Below are 14,727 nucleotides of genomic sequence, written 5' to 3'. Positions count from 1 at the left end.
TGTTCAAGGATAACGGGGAAGGATTTCGCCCCGTCGAGAGGATGGTGGGCGGTAGAGGATTCGAACCTCTGACCTTCTGCACGTCAAGCAGACGCTCTAACCAACTGAGCTAACCGCCCCCGTATTGTGTGGGTCAGCATACGACGAACCGGCTCGTAGAGCGCGGAACCTGCATCCAGGGCTGTCTTTTCAGCACTTCTCGCATGAGACTCCATAGTATGCCGCCAAACCCTCCCGATTTCAAGTATGTGTCAATCGCTGTCTCCCCACTCGCGGTAGGGGTGGCGGGCCAGGTTGACGTTGAGGTAGCGGGGGTCGTCAGTGACTTCCCGACCCAGCCAGGAAGGGCGGGCGAAATCCTGGTCTTCGTTTTGCAGCTCGATCTCGGCTACTACCAGGCCCTGGTTGGCTTCCAGGAACTCGTCGATTTCCCACAACATGCCTTTGTGGTGCAGTTCATGACGTGTCTTGACTACTTTGAGACCGCTGCACAAATCGAGCATTTCTTCAGCGTCCGCCAGCGGGATCTCGTATTCGAACTCGGGACGGGTGATGCCCTCGGGAGGCCCCTTGACGTTGAGGGTTGCCGATTCATCCCTGATGCGCACCCGCACGCTGAGGTCGGTAGAGGGAGTCAAGTAGCCCTGCCGCAAAGAGCTTGAGGATTCGATGTGTTCCCGCCAGTCCTGCGAGTCGACCCTGAATTTTCTCTCGATTTCATGCATTGTGGAGATGTTTTCAAAACTAACTTTATTCCACACCTTCAGTGTGGATCAGAGGCGTGAACGAACACCCAGGGTTGCGCCCTCTGCGGCGCTTCGCTTGCAGCGTGCTTTACCCTGGGCTAACGAATTGCTCGCTTTCAGCGAGCTTCGACATGACTTTCAACACATTCCCTACTCTCGCCCACTATAGCCTTGGGCGAAGGGGGGCTAGCGGATTTCTGGTCTTCCGGATCCTTCGAACTTCGCATATCGCATTTCGAACCTGGCCCTCATCCGCCGTAGTTGAGAGCCTCCTCGCCCAGGAAGAGGGCGGCTTGGCCCAGTTCCTCCTCGATGCGCAGCAGTTGGTTGTACTTGGCCACGCGGTCGGTGCGCGAGGCTGAGCCGGTCTTGATCTGGCCGGCGTTGGCGGCCACGGCCACGTCGGCGATGGTGGTGTCTTCGGTTTCTCCCGAGCGGTGAGAGATGACGGCGGTGTAGCCGTAGCGCTTGGCCAGATCGATGGTGTCGAGCGTTTCCGTCAGGGTTCCGATCTGGTTGAGCTTGATGAGGATGGAGTTGGCCACCTCTTTCTCGATGCCTTCTTGCAGGCGTTCCACGTTGGTGACGAAGAGGTCGTCGCCCACAAGTTGCACGCGCTCACCCAAGCGGGCGGTCAGCTTAGCCCAACCGTCCCAGTCGTTCTCGTCCAGCCCGTCCTCGATGGAGGCGATGGGATACTTGGCGCACAACTCGCGGTAGTAGTCGATCAGTTCTTCGGCCGAAAGCTCGCGGTTCTCCGAGCGCAGGTGATAGCGTCCTTCTTTGAAGAACTCGCTGGAGGCCACGTCCAGGCCGATCAGGAGGTCTTCACCGGCCAGGTATCCGGCGCTCTCGATGGCCCGCAGCACGTACTTGAGGGCCTCTTCGTTGCCTTTGACCTGAGGAGCGAAACCGCCCTCGTCTCCCACCGAGACGATGTGCCCGTCCTTCTTCAGCACCTTTTTCAGATGGTGAAACACCTCCACTCCGCTGCGCAGGGCTTCGGCGAAGGTGTCGGCCCCCACCGGAATGATCATGAATTCTTGAAAGTCGATATTCCAATCAGCGTGGGCGCCGCCGTTGAGGACGTTCATCATGGGCGTGGGCAGGATGCGCCCCCGGATGCCTCCCAGATAGCGGTAAAGAGGCAGTCCGAAGGAGGCGGCCGAGGCCTTGGCCACTGCCAGCGAGACGCCCAGAATGGCGTTGGCTCCCAACTTCGATTTGTTGGGGGTGCCGTCCAGGTCGATCAGCCTCTGGTCCAGGCCGGCCTGGTCGTAGGCGTCCTCGTCGAAAAGCTCTTCGGCGATGATGGAGTTGACGTTTTCGACGGCCTCCTGGACGCCTTTGCCCAGGTAGCGGCCTTGGTCTCCGTCGCGCAGTTCTACGGCTTCGTGTTCGCCGGTGGAGGCTCCGGAGGGAACTACGGCTGAACCGTGGGCGCCGTCGTCCAGCACCACTTCGACTTCGACCGTGGGGTTTCCGCGTGAATCGAGGACTTCGCGGGCGTGTATGTATTCAATGGTCATGAGAGATTTGAGCTCCTTAACTTCTTAATCGGCCTCGTTAGTCAGGCAGCGCGATTATATCGGACTTGCGAGGAATGCAAAGGAGGCGGGACCCTCCTTCGCTGAAGCTATGGAGGGTAAGCAACACTCGCCAGTGGAGGGGCGATTTTGCGGTTTGCATGGAGCAACGCGTTGCCGAAGAGTATGATCGCGTGCCGCTGAGTGAGAGGGCCGGATCCTGGGGAAGGCTCCGGCCCTCTCGGCGCTCACAAGGTCCGAACTCAACAACAGCAAGGAAGGGTTGTTGTTGAGCCTTTATTCAAGCACTCGGGAATGAAGGGAGGATAAAGACGGAAAAAAATAGCTCTAAGAGGATGAAAACGCCTCCCGGAGGCGGTCGATGAGGGCTCGGGTGGAGGCATCATGGGCTGCAACCGGCTCCTTCCCGTCCAATTCATCGAGGATTCCCGAGGCCAGTTGCTTGCCCAGTTCCACCCCCCACTGATCGAAGGAATTGATGTCCCAGATCACGCCCTGGACGAAGATCTTGTGCTCGTAAAGGGCCAGCAGCGCACCCAGAGTCTCGGGCGTGACGCGGTCGAGCAGCAGGGTGTTGCTGGGACGGTTGCCCGGGAAGACGCGGTGGGGCAGGAGCTTTTCGATGCGCTTCTCGTCCACGCCTTGCTCCTCCATCTCGCGGCGGACTTCCTCAGCCGTCTTGCCCCGCATCAAGGCCTCTGATTGAGCCAGTCCGTTGGCCAGCAGCATGGCGTGGTGCTGGCCCAGCGGATGGTGGCTGCGGGCGGGCAAGATGAAGTCGACGGGGATCAGTTCGCATCCTTGGTGGATGAGCTGAAAAAAGGCGTGTTGTCCGTTGGTGCCGGGTTCTCCCCACACGATGGGGCCGGTGGGCCACCCCACCTCCCGGCCCTGCCGGTCGATGCGCTTGCCGTTGCTCTCCATGTCCAGTTGCTGCAGGTAGGCGGGCAGGCGGTGCAGGTATTGGTCGTAGGGAGCCACGGCGTAGCTGCGGGCCCCCAGGAAGTTGCGGTTCCAAATGCCCATCAGCGCCAGGATGACGGGCATGTTCTGGTCGAGCGGGGTCGTGCGGAAGTGCTCGTCCATGCGGTGAGCGCCGCGCAGAAGCTGCTTGAAGCGGTCCATCCCCAGGGAGAGGGCGATGGAGAGTCCGATGGCCGACCAGAGCGAAAAGCGTCCCCCTACCCAGTCCCAGAAGACGAACATGTTGGCGGGATCGATGCCGAACTCGCGCACCGCCTCTTCGTTGCTGGAGACGGCCACGAAGTGCTTGGCGATCGAGCCGGGCTGCTCGCCCGTGTGCTCGAGCAGCCAGGCTCGGGCGCTGCGGGCATTGGCCAGGGTTTCCTGAGTGGTGAAGCTCTTGGAGGAGACGATGAAGAGGGTGCCCTGAGGGTCGAGTCCGCTCAGGGTCTGGGCCAGGTGGCTGCCGTCGACGTTGGAGACATAGTGTACCCGCGGTCCGTCGGCGTAAGGTTTGAGGGCCTCGCTGACCATGGCGGGCCCGAGGTCGGATCCGCCGATGCCCAGGTTGACGACGTCGCTGATGCTTTCCCCCGAGTGCCCTTTCCAGTTCCCCCCGCGGACGCGCCGGCAGAAGTCCTCCATCTGTTCCAGCACGGCCCGCACTTGGGGCATGACGTCTTGGCCCTCGACCAGGATGGGGCGCGAGGAGCGGTTGCGCAGGGCCACGTGGAGGACGCTGCGATCTTCAGTGAAGTTGATGGCTTCGCCGGCGAACAGGCGCCGGGTCCATTCCTCCAGACGCGTTTCCTGGGCCAGGCGCAGCAGCAGTCTCAGCGTCCGCCCGCTGATGCGGTTCTTGGAGTAGTCGAGCAGAAGGCCGCAGGCCTGCAAATGAAAGCGTTCGAAGCGCTGCGGATCGTCTTCGAACATCTGGCGCAAATGGCGCGAGGCCATCTCTTGACGGTGCTCTTTCAGCTTCTTCCAGGCCTTGCATCGAGTCGGTTTCGGCATGGGCTAACCTTAGCAAGAAGCGAGGGCGGCAAGGAAGCTGCTAAACTGGCCTGCCATGCAGCAGCAGGCCGTGCAAGAGCGCTTTTGGGTCCGCATCATCTACATCGTCTCGGCGGTTGTCGCGGCTGCCGTAGCCTTTCTGATTCTTGGGCCGCGTCCTGAGGGAACGCGGGGGGCGCTGGACGTCTCCTCCCTGCCCAACGTCAACGCCGCCCTCAACTCCCTGACCGCCGTGCTGCTGGTCATCGGCTACCTCTTCATCCGCCGCCGCGCCATCCTGGCCCACCGCAAGGTGATGCTGGGAGCTTTCGCCACCTCGTCCCTCTTTCTGGTCACCTATGTGGTCTATCACTGGTTCAAGAGCGGACCCACCCGCTACGCCGGCGATTGGGTGGCGGTCTACTACTTCATCCTGCTCACCCATATCGTCCTGGCCGCTTTGATCCTGCCGCTGGCCTTGCTCACGCTCTACCGCGGCTGGACCATGAAGGTGGAAAAGCACCGCCGCATCGCCAGGATCACCTTGCCCCTGTGGCTCTACGTCTCGGTCACCGGCGTCCTCGTCTATTGGATGCTTTACCTTTAGGGGGCGGCATCGGGTGTTGACAGGGACTCGGGGTGGGCGATACAAACATAGAGTCGATTACCCCTGCCGCGACTACGGCCTTCGGCCAGAGGAGCGATGCTGCGAATGAAATGGGCAGTCTTGAGTCTGATCGGCTTGATGCTTCTTTCAGGCTCCGCTGTTGGTGAAGATCCCCCTTCCGCTGAAGGGCTTTCTTTCCCCGAGGACCATTGGCTGCACGGAGTCGATTTTTCTGTCTTCCGCCAGGAGGCGCTGCGGCGTGGCGTCGAGGTTCCCGAGTTGGAGCAGGATCTCGATGCCCATCTGGTCAGCAACTTCCGCTACATCTTCGTCAACCACGTCGATTCCCGCTTTCTGCTGGGACGGCCCACGCCCAAGTGGGTCATGGAGCGCAGCGTCGAGGTGCTGGACCTCAATCGCCGCCTGGAAGAGAAAATTCTGGAAGGCCAGGAGGTCCTGAAGCGAAAGGATGCGCGCGAGATGCGCCGCTTTCTCAACAAGGTCAAGGATCTCTCGGGCGACCTCAAGAATCTCTTCGAGACCCGCTTCAGGGAAGGCCCCAAGAGCCGCTTGACGGTGCGCATGGGGGTGGCCGAGACGGACGACGTCGAAGTGATCTTCGCCTCATTCCTGCGGGTGGCCGAAAATCTGACGGGACTGCTCTCGCGGCGCATTACCGATTTCTTCTTTGGTGGCGGCATCAACGTGGTCAGCGTTACGGACTTGAACGCCCCCTCGGTTACGGTCTTGTGCCGCTCGCTGCGCAAGTTGAGCGAGAGGTGCGAGGAGCGGCTGCAAGACTTGTGAGAGCTTTCTTCCCCGCCTTTCAAGGCAAGCCAAGAGCACTGCATCATGCGGGCTAGCGCCTGCGGCCGGAGGCGCGGCGGCCGGCGGGGGGTTCCTGGACCACCTTGAGCTGCCGCGTGCTGGTGTGGCAGGAATTGCAGTCCTCAATCATGAAGCGGTAGTACCTGAGGAACTCTTCCTTGTCCTGATGCTCCAGCGCCTGGCTCAGGTTGCTGACCTCGTGCGGGACCAAGGCTTCCATAACGGCACTGACATCGACTTTTTCATACATGATTCCCTGCCCGAAGACCCGCGAGGCAGTGCTCTCGAATTCCTCCAGGTGGCGGGCCGCCAGCTTCCAGTCGTCGTCCCGGACAGCGTGGTAGAGCTTCTCCGAGTGGATTTCCATTTTTTGCATGATATCGATCAAGCGCGGAACTTCGCCCTCGGCGTAGGGCGGGCTCTTCAATCCGTCCCAGAGCAAGAGAATCCCGCCCGCTAAAAGCGCCAAGACCAGAGCAATGTAGACCAGGACCGTTGTACGAGACACCATCATTTATCTCCAAATTTTATCAATTTAATTTCGAATACTGGAAAAACCCAGTTGTCTGGTCGGAAACAGGTGGCTATAATCGGTCCCAGTTGAATATCGTTATCCAGATCTGAACCATGAGCACGAAGCCGTTTTTTCTGGCGACCGTTGGCCTGATGCTCGCTGCCCTGTCGACTCAGGCAGCCTGCGATCGACAAGCAAGTCCGAGAAGGCAATTGGCAGATGCCGTCGCCTTGGCCTCGGCGGCGGGGGCCTTGAGTCACGCCGTGCTGACCGAGGCTTCGCCCAATCAGGCGACCAGCCTCTCGTCCCTTCAATACTCCTGCCTGGCCACTCAGGCCAACGTTTACGGGGGCGGGGGCGCGTTCCCCTTCGAGACGCCTCCGCGCATCGAGGCGATTCACGCCGGGCCGGCCATCGGACGACGGCCCTCGGGCGGCGAATTGGTGACTGGCGGAGAAGAGATCAGCGAAGCGCCCGCGGGGCGCTTGATCAGCATCGTCGGCAGCGACTTCAGCGCTGACCGAAGCCATAACCTGGTCACCATCGGAGGACGTCCGGCGCCTCTTTCCTCCCTTTCCACCAACACCGTCCTGGCCACGGTGCTTCCTTTCCCTGAGGAAGGTGCCGAGGAGGTGGCCGAGGTGCGCGTCCACGTGCGCGGTGTTCCCGCCAACGCGGTTGAGATCGGCATCCTTCCGGCTCAACGCGCTCCCGGCGCTCCCTTCATTCTCTCCAAGCGGGTGCTCAAGAAGCAGCAGGCCTTTCTGGCCTGGATCGGCCACACCGATTGGCTGGCCCTGCCCGCCGCCGGCAGCGCTTCGTCCGCGCGGCCTTCGGAGGAGGAGGAGGAGGAAGCGGTCGGGCGGATGCAGAGCTGTGCCCAAGACTTGACCGCGCAGCTCAAAGAGTTCGAAACCCAATTGAACTCCAACGCTCATTTTCTGGAAACCTACGAGTCGGTGCTTCATTCCTCCCCCGAAGTCGAGCAATTGCTCGACGAAGCCTTGGCGCTCTTCTCGGCCCAGCCCTGAACTCATTCCCGTGCGGCCATTTCAGCAGCCGGCCTCTGGGCGGGCATGCCGCCCGGAATCTCGGCGCGGGGAGGGAACTGAGTCAGCGACTGGAGAAAAGCGATCAGATCTTGCTTTTCCTGTTCGCTCAGGCGCAGCGGGACCAGGAAAGTCTCGTCGTGGTGTCCCATGGGAGCCGCATTCTCGAACGTCGAGTAAAAGTGGATCACGTCCTCCAGGCTGGGGAAGATGCCCTCGTGGGTGTAAGGGGCCGTCAGGGCCACATTGCGCAATGTAGGGGTCTTGAATTGCCCCCAGGTGTCTCCGAACTGATCCAGGTAGCTGACTTTCTCTACGCCGGGATCGTCGCTGTAGGGCCCCGCCGCGTTGAAGGTGTCGTCGCGCACGACCTCGATGCCGCCGTAGCGCCCGTTGTCCAGAGGGCGGCTGGGGTTTTGAGGCAGGCGCAGGTTGTGAAACTCGCTGTCGCTGAAGTTGGGCCCGTTGTGGCACAAGCGGCACTGACCGCGTCCGATGAAGAGCTTCAGCCCGCGCTGGGCCGATTCTGAAATGGCGTCCAGCTTGGTCTGGTCACGCTCCCGTAGTCCTTCCACGAAGACGTCGAACGGAGCCTCCCGGGTCACGATGCGCCGTTCGAAGGCGGCTATGGCCTTGCCTACGTTGGCGAAGACTTGGTTGACGGCGGTCTGGTCCTGGGGCGACATCGACTGCCAGGCTTGCTGCAAGGGGTGGGACGGTTGACCGGGGACAGGGCGGCCACGGGCGGGGAAGCGGTTCGCGTCGGAGAGATCGGGCAGGGGCCCGAAGACCTGCTGGTAGCCTTTGCGCAGGTCGATGTCCTCGCCCACGGCGTGAGCCACCCAGAGCCGGTCTGATCCCATCTCGAGCGGATCTTCAATGGGACGCAGGGCTTGTGCCCACAGGGTGTCGGCCCGGCCGTCCCAGAAGAACCAGCGGTTGTAGGCCACGTTCCAAAGGGTGGGAACGTGCCGGCGGGTGGTGCCTACGCCCTGGCCGAATTGCTGGCCGTTGCTCCATCCCTTCTCGGGCTGGTGGCAGGTGGCGCAGGAGAATTGGGCGCCGGGCGAAAGGCCCTTATGGAAGAAGAGACGGCGGCCCAAATCCGCCGCTTGGGGGTTGTCCGCCTGGCCGTTGCTGGGATCCTCTGGAACCGGAGGCAAGGGGGACAGTTGCAGAATGCGGGTGATTTCCTCGGAGGTAAAATCCACCATGGGCGAGGGCGGAGCCATTCTCCAAGCCAGGAAAACCAAGGCGCCCACGACCAACAGGGACAGAGGAAGAAGGGTCTTCAATCTCACTGCGAAACTACTCCAGGAACACGTCGAAAACCGCTCGCTCTACGAAAGGCCCGTGCTCGATGTCTACGTTCAGCTTCCAGTGTCCCGCCATGTGAAAGAGCATTCCCTCGACACGGTAGAGCCCGTCGCTTTGGCTGAGGACTTTGGGGCGCACGTACATTCCGTGGTTGTGAGCCGGCATTTGCGCGTGAACCGAGACGGCCCGGACCTGGCCAGGTTGGCGCCCGGGCCGGGGAGCGACCTCGATTTCCATGGCGAAGCGCTGATTGAGCGGCAAAGGGTGGGGCCGCGTCCGATAGCTGACAAGGAAATTGCGGTTGCTGCTGGTCCTGTTCTGCTTGAGGTACAGTCCCTCCCGGGGATCGGCTTCAGCCGACTCGACGTCGCCGCAACCCTGGAGGAGCAGGGCTGCGGCGACCATCGCGATGCAATGATAGGTGAGACTCGAAAGTCTTCTTATCATCGGGTTGGACATTAGGACGTCTTGCGGCGTTTCAGCCACACCATGGTGGCCAATCCGCAGGCGAACAGGATCAGGCCTAAGCCGCCGGCCACCTTGACCGGGAGAGCCTTGCCGGCTTCCCGAGGCGACTGCTGCTGCAGCTCACCGATTCCCCATTCCGAAACGAATTTGCCTTCGGAAGTCATCATCTGGCCCCGGTGGTTGCCGAAGTCGATGACGTAGAGGATGTTGCGGCTGCTCATGGCCAGTCCCTTGGGCTTGTAGAACTGTCCTAACTCAGAACCGAATTCGCCGAAAGAAGCCACGAAGTTTCCTTGAGTGTCGAACTTCTGGACCCTCTGGCCGCCGGAATCGGACACGTAGACATAGTTGTCGGGTCCGACTTCCATGCCGTAGGGCCAGACGAATTCGTCGTTTCCGGAACCCGGTTTGCCCCAGGTTCTCAGGAACTTGCCCTCCTTGGTGAAGGCTTGCACCCGGTAGTTGTAGGCGTCCAGCACGTAGAGCGTCTCTTCCTTGGGGTCAAGGGAGATGTCGGTGGCCAGGTTGAACTGTCCCACCTGGCGGCCGAATTCCCCGAAAGTCCTCACGAACTCCATGTCGGAGTTGAAGACCTGCACGCGGGCATTGCCCACGTCCAGGGCGTAGAGGTTGCCCTTGCTGTCGACTTCCAGCTTGCCGGGTTTGTCGAATTGACCTTCAGCTTCTCCGGGTCCGCCCAGCGTGGTGATGAATTCGCCTTCTTTGCCGGGCTCCATGCTGAAGACCTGGATGCGGTTGTTGCCCAGGTCGCTGACGTAGAGCCGTTTTCTCTCAAGATCGAAGGCCACGCCTTCGGGATTCTTGAACTTGCCGGGCACTTCGCCATAGCCGCCGAAACGGCGTACCAGTTCGGGTTCGATCTCGCTGATGTCGAAGATCAGAACCGCATGGGTATCGGGCTCGCCCACGGCCAGATAGGCCTGGGTGCTGGTCGCGGTAGCGGTCTCGGAGATGGTGGCCGCCGTTCCGTAGTGGAAGCGGGTGGCCTTGTCCCACCAGGCTGAATCATCGACGTTCTTGACCTCGGCGATCTGGCGGATTTCCTTGGCGGCGAAGACCTGGCAGCGATTCTCGAAGGGCTCGCAGACCACGACGTTGTTGGCGAAGGGATTGGGGTTGATGGCCTTGGGATAGTGGAGGCGTCCCTCTCCCTCATGGGCGACCACCGGGTGGCGGCCCCACTGGAAGAGAAAGTTGCCCGCCGTATCGAAGACCTGGATGCGGTGGTTGATCAGATCGGCCAGGTAAAGCTTGCCGTCGTTGAAAGCCACATCCGTGGGGGTGGCCATCAGTCCGCTGTGCGATCCGAAGCGTCCCCAGGTGTCGACGAAGTTTCCGTCGCGGTCGAACTTTTGCATTCGGCTGTTGAGTTCGTCGCAGACGTAAATGTTGCCGTCGGCATCGGCGGTCACCGCAGCCGGCTTGTTGAACTGGCCCAACTCGCTGCCGAAGCTTCCGAAGCCAAGCAGGTGGTTGCCTTGCAGGTCAAAGACTTGAATGCGGTGGTTGGCCGTGTCGGCTACATAGACTCGGCTGGAATCGACCCACAGGCCGGCGGGGCCGCGCAATTGCCCCTCGTCGTTGCCGATGCTGCCCCACTGGCGCACCAGCTTGCCGTCCAGATCAAAGACCTGGATGCGGTTGTTGCCGGTGTCCGCCACGTAGACCAGGTCGTCCGGACCGACATAGAGGTCCTCGGGCGAAGTAAACTGGGCATCTCCGGTGCCGGTTTCTCCGAAGGCGGCCAGAGGCTGACCCTGGCTGTCGAAGACCTGGACCCGGTTGTTTCCAGAATCGATCACGTACATCCGGCCGTCCTGCGTGAAGCCGACGCCCAGGGGATCGATCATTTCGCCCTCTTGGCTGCCGTAGCTGCCAAAAGTGTAAACGGGCTCGATGATGTTGGGGTACTTCAGCTCATTTGGAAAGGGAGGCTCGCCCGCGAAAAGGACGCCTGCTGCAACTGCCATAGCGATTGCAAGAGTGCAGGATGCCACTACTTTCCAAGGAGGGATTAGGGTGGTGGTGTGTCGCCACATGTTTCACCTTCCTGTTTAGTGGGAAATTGCGAAAGCAGAGCACTGAGAGGTGATTCACTACGTCAACGACTGACGATGCTCAATCGCTCAGGGCCGTACTATCGCAGTGACAATTTCCATAGACTCTACTTGAAAAATATCGAAAAGTCAATAGAAATGCCAACAATGGCATAGCCAGCCGAATCCTGCTACTATGGAGGGCGTGATGTTATCCAGCGTCCTAAGCCACTTTCGCTACGCCTTCCGAGCCATGCTTCGGCATCCCCTGGTTTCGGTTTCCATTCTTCTCACCCTGGCGCTGAGCATCGGCGCCAATACGGCCGTATTCAGCGTCGTCAACGCCGTGCTTCTGCGTCCGCTGCCATATCCGCAGTCTGAGGCGGTGGTTAAGATCGGCAGCCTGCAGTCCTTGCCGGACATCGCCGACTGGCGTCAGCAGCAGAGCGGCGTCTTCGAGGAGATCGGCATCTTCCAGCCGCGCGAGTACGACCTTTTGGTGGAGGGCAAGCCCCAGAGGCTGCCCGGGGCCGCCGTCTCCCCGGCCCTTTTTCAAGTCCTCCGGGCCGACAGCCGCATCGGACGGCGCGTCATGCAAAGGGACAATCAGGCAGGCGGGCAGCGGGTGGTCACCCTCAGCTACGATTTTTGGCAAAGGCATTTCGGCGGACAGGAAGAAGTGCTGGGACAGCCGATCAGGCTGAGCGGCAACGAGTACACCATCATAGGGGTCCTGGAACAGGGATTCTCGGCGCCCTCTTTGCAGCCGGTCGACCTATGGACGCCCATCTTCGTGGAAGCGCCCTGGGCCATCACGGACCGTGGCGCCCGGGCCATGGAGGCCATCGCCCGGCTGGGCCCGGGAATACCTTTGAGGCGCGCCCAAGCCGACTTGGAACAGATTGCCGCCAGGCTGGAGCAGGAGCATCCTGCCACCAACAAGCAAGTCGACGTCAGCGTGCGCGAGCTGCAGACGGCTTTGCTGGGCGAAACCGGTCCGCGTCTGCTGACGGTTTTCTCGGCGGTCGCACTGATACTGCTTATCGCCGCGGCCAACATCGCCACCCTGCTCTTCGTGCAGTCGGCGGCCCGGCGCCGCGAGATCGCCATTCGGCGCGTACTGGGAGCCAGCAGGGTCAATCTGGCCGCCCAGACGCTGGCCGAAAGCCTGCTTTACGCCATGTTGGGCGGCCTGTTGGGGCTGGCGGCCACCTGGCTGAGCCTGCGCGCCATCGTGGCTGCCATCCCTTTCCAGTTCCCCCACCTCATCAGCATCCAGCTCGACTGGCGGGTGCTGCTCTTCGCCCTCATGCTCTCGCTGGGCGCCGGCCTCCTTTTCGGACAGGCTCCCCTGCTGCAAGCTTTCGGCAGCCGGATGAGCGAAGCCCTGACGGGACGCAGCAGCGGCAGCCTGGCGGGCCGGGGACGAACCGTGCGCCGTTTTCTGGTGGTTGTGGAAGGGGCTTTGGCCGTTAGCCTTCTCATCGTGGCCACTTTGACGGTGCAAAGCTTTTTCAAGCTGTCATCGTCTCAGATCGGCTTCGCTCCCGACAACATCCTCAGCGTGCAACTCTCCTTGCCGACTTCCCGCTACTACTCGATTTCCTCCCAGACCGCCTTCTTCAGCCAGGTTTTCGACCGCATCGAGAGTCTGCCGGGTGTGGAGTCGAGCGGCGCCGTCAGCCATCTGCCGCTGGGGGAGAATGCGCTGACTCACGGATTTCTCATCGAGGGAAGGCCTCAACCGGCGCCGGGCGAAGCCCCCGAAGCCTACACCCGGCTGGTGAGTCCCGGTTACTTCAAGACGATGCAGATCCCCCTGCTGGCGGGGAGGTTCTTTGAGGACGGCGACCGCGAGGAGGCGCCCTACGTAGCCATCATCAACCAGGCCTTGGCCCGCCGTTTCTGGCCCGACAACAGGGCTCCCCTGGGAGAGCGCATCCAGTGGATTTACGGTCCCAACGAGCCTTGGCTGGAGGTGGTGGGCGTGGTTGAAGACGTGCGCCAGTTCGGCCTCGACAGTCCCGATGAGCCCGCCGTCTACACTCCCTATCGCCAGAAGCTGCGCGACTGGAAGAGATGGATGACCTTGGTGGTCCGCTGCCAAGCGCCCTCGCCGTCTCTGGCCGAATCGATCCGGGAGGAGATCTGGGCCGTCGACCCCAATCTGCCCATCAGCGAGGTGGGAATGATGGAAGATCGCCTTTCCAGTTCCATCGCACCCGAACGCTTTACTTCCTCCTTGTTGACCATTTTCGCTCTTATCGCCCTTCTCTTGGCCACCCTGGGGGTTTACGGGGTGATTTCTTTCTCGGTCATGCAGAGGACTCAGGAGATCGGGGTACGCATGGCCTTGGGCGCCGGCCGTCAGGAGGTTCTGACCATGGTGCTGCGCGAGGGCCTGGGACTGGTTCTGCTGGCGGTGGTGCTGGGCGTGGCCGTGGCGGTGGTTTTCGCCAGTTTCATTTCACGCCTGCTCTATCAGGTCAGCGCCTACGACCCCCTCACCTTCCTGGCTGTTCCGCTCTTGCTGCTGCTGGTGACCGCTCTGGCTTGCTACATCCCGGCCCGTCGGGCCGCCAGCGTGCAGCCGGTGGAGGCTCTGCGCTACGAGTAGTGTCCGCTTCCGGTCTCACCGCCAGCCGGCTCAGCGGCGGTTTTCCAGGCGCCGATTGAAGGAGAGGGCGGGGCCGTAGCCCGAACGGGCCGAGGCGCGGATCAGAGCCGCTCCCTGTTCCATGCGTCCCAGGCGGAAGCGGGTCAGTCCCAGGTTGTAGAGCAGCGGCGGACTGTGATCGCCCAGGCTCTGGGCGCGGGAGAAGGAATTTTCGGCTTCAGCCAGGCGGTTGAGATGGCTGTAGCACATTCCCATCTGAAAGTGCACCTCGGAGGGGCTGTCTTTGGCCAGCAGGCGCTCCCATTCGTCCAGCGACTCCTGATAGCGCATTCGCAGATAGAGGCAGGTGGCCAGGTTGGTGCGCGCCCAGTCGGCAGCAGGCTGCATGCGCAGTCCGCTGCGGTAGTGAAGGATGGCCGGCTCCAGGTGGCCGATCTGCTGACGGCACCAGGCGGCATTGAAGAAATAGTCGGCCCTGGGATGGGGCGATTGCGCTAATTCTTCAAAGAGGCGGGCGGCTTCCAGCATGCGTCCCTGGCGCATGGCCTCGTCGGCTGCCCGGAAGCGCATTTCGCGCCGGCGCTCCTCGATTTCCTGCGACTCGGGAGCCAGATCCTGAGCCTGCTTCAGATAATCGTCGGCCTGACCCCGCCGCCCCTTGGCTTCCAGGGCGTAGGAAATCAACTGGGGCAAGTCGCTGTTGAGCGGATAGCGCTGGCGCAGTTGGCTGAAGACGGCCAGGGCTCCGTCCCAATCCTGTTGCTGAAGCAGACGGTAGCCTTTAAAGAAGTCGCTGTTGGGACTGTGACCGCCCATCTCCAGCAGGTCGAGTGCTTCCTGGGAAGCGCCCGCTTCCATGCGCAGCCAGGCGCTCTGCTCGCGGGCCACCGGCTCGGCCGGATCGGCTTGCAGGATCTGCTGGTAAAGCTGCAAAGCCTTCTCCTTGCGTCCTCTCTTTTGGTAGAGCCCGGCCAGGTAGAGCCGTCCCGAGAGAAACTCCGGAACCTCCGGCAAGGATTCT

The 14,727-nt window shown here is 61.6% G+C and carries 12 protein-coding genes and 1 tRNA gene; 4 read left to right on the top strand and 9 right to left on the bottom strand.

Annotation, left to right across the window (positions count from 1 at the left end):
* Positions 1-42: 42 nt before the first annotated feature.
* The 4 genes from VLU25_21765 to pgi form a co-directional block, all read right to left on the bottom strand.
* Positions 43-119: transfer RNA gene (locus VLU25_21765), tRNA-Val, on the bottom strand.
* A gap of 132 nt (positions 120-251) precedes the next feature.
* Positions 252-725: a CYTH domain-containing protein gene (locus tag VLU25_21760; protein HSR70572.1), complete on the bottom strand. Its 474-nt coding sequence runs from the start codon at positions 723-725 to the stop codon at positions 252-254.
* Positions 726-994: 269 nt separating this feature from the next.
* Positions 995-2,275: a phosphopyruvate hydratase gene (gene eno / locus VLU25_21755; protein HSR70571.1), complete on the bottom strand. Its 1,281-nt coding sequence runs from the start codon at positions 2,273-2,275 to the stop codon at positions 995-997.
* Between the two features lie 345 nt (positions 2,276-2,620).
* Complete coding sequence (pgi, locus tag VLU25_21750; GenBank protein HSR70570.1) at positions 2,621-4,270, bottom strand: glucose-6-phosphate isomerase; 1,650 nt, start codon at positions 4,268-4,270, stop codon at positions 2,621-2,623.
* Positions 4,271-4,325: 55 nt separating this feature from the next.
* Between pgi and VLU25_21745 the strand changes: the two genes are divergently transcribed.
* Positions 4,326-4,856, top strand: a complete 531-nt coding sequence (locus VLU25_21745; protein ID HSR70569.1) for a DUF420 domain-containing protein — start codon at positions 4,326-4,328, stop codon at positions 4,854-4,856.
* A 105-nt stretch (positions 4,857-4,961) separates the two neighbouring features.
* Positions 4,962-5,663, top strand: coding sequence for a hypothetical protein (locus VLU25_21740; protein ID HSR70568.1), 702 nt, complete (start codon positions 4,962-4,964; stop codon positions 5,661-5,663).
* Positions 5,664-5,715: 52 nt separating this feature from the next.
* On the opposite strand, the gene VLU25_21735 is transcribed toward VLU25_21740, so the two are convergent.
* Positions 5,716-6,198 carry a hypothetical protein gene (locus VLU25_21735; protein HSR70567.1) on the bottom strand — a complete coding sequence of 161 codons (483 nt, stop codon included), beginning with the start codon at positions 6,196-6,198 and terminating at the stop codon, positions 5,716-5,718.
* A 212-nt stretch (positions 6,199-6,410) separates the two neighbouring features.
* Between VLU25_21735 and VLU25_21730 the strand changes: the two genes are divergently transcribed.
* The gene (locus VLU25_21730; protein ID HSR70566.1) at positions 6,411-7,229 is read left to right on the top strand and encodes an IPT/TIG domain-containing protein; all 819 of its coding nucleotides are present in this window, start codon (positions 6,411-6,413) and stop codon (positions 7,227-7,229) included.
* Positions 7,230-7,231: 2 nt separating this feature from the next.
* On the opposite strand, the gene VLU25_21725 is transcribed toward VLU25_21730, so the two are convergent.
* The 3 genes from VLU25_21725 to VLU25_21715 are packed head-to-tail and all read right to left on the bottom strand — an operon-like array spanning position 7,232 to position 11,023.
* Complete coding sequence (locus VLU25_21725) at positions 7,232-8,548, bottom strand: cytochrome c peroxidase (protein ID HSR70565.1); 1,317 nt, start codon at positions 8,546-8,548, stop codon at positions 7,232-7,234.
* A 7-nt stretch (positions 8,549-8,555) separates the two neighbouring features.
* Positions 8,556-8,969, bottom strand: coding sequence for a FixH family protein (locus VLU25_21720; GenBank protein HSR70564.1), 414 nt, complete (start codon positions 8,967-8,969; stop codon positions 8,556-8,558).
* Positions 8,970-9,022: 53 nt separating this feature from the next.
* Positions 9,023-11,023 carry an NHL repeat-containing protein gene (locus tag VLU25_21715; protein HSR70563.1) on the bottom strand — a complete coding sequence of 667 codons (2,001 nt, stop codon included), beginning with the start codon at positions 11,021-11,023 and terminating at the stop codon, positions 9,023-9,025.
* 274 nt (positions 11,024-11,297) lie between these two features.
* On the opposite strand from VLU25_21715, the gene VLU25_21710 reads away from it, so the two are divergent.
* Positions 11,298-13,706, top strand: coding sequence for an ABC transporter permease (locus VLU25_21710; protein HSR70562.1), 2,409 nt, complete (start codon positions 11,298-11,300; stop codon positions 13,704-13,706).
* Between the two features lie 30 nt (positions 13,707-13,736).
* On the opposite strand, the gene VLU25_21705 is transcribed toward VLU25_21710, so the two are convergent.
* The coding region (locus VLU25_21705; protein ID HSR70561.1) for a tetratricopeptide repeat protein at positions 13,737-14,727 on the bottom strand (991 nt) is incomplete at its 5' end.

Source organism: Acidobacteriota bacterium (assembly GCA_035471785.1).
Classification (GTDB): Bacteria; Acidobacteriota; UBA6911; order RPQK01; family DATIPO01; genus JANQFM01.
Note: the sequence above shows the minus strand (reverse complement) of the source record. Positions and strands in the feature narration are given on the sequence as shown.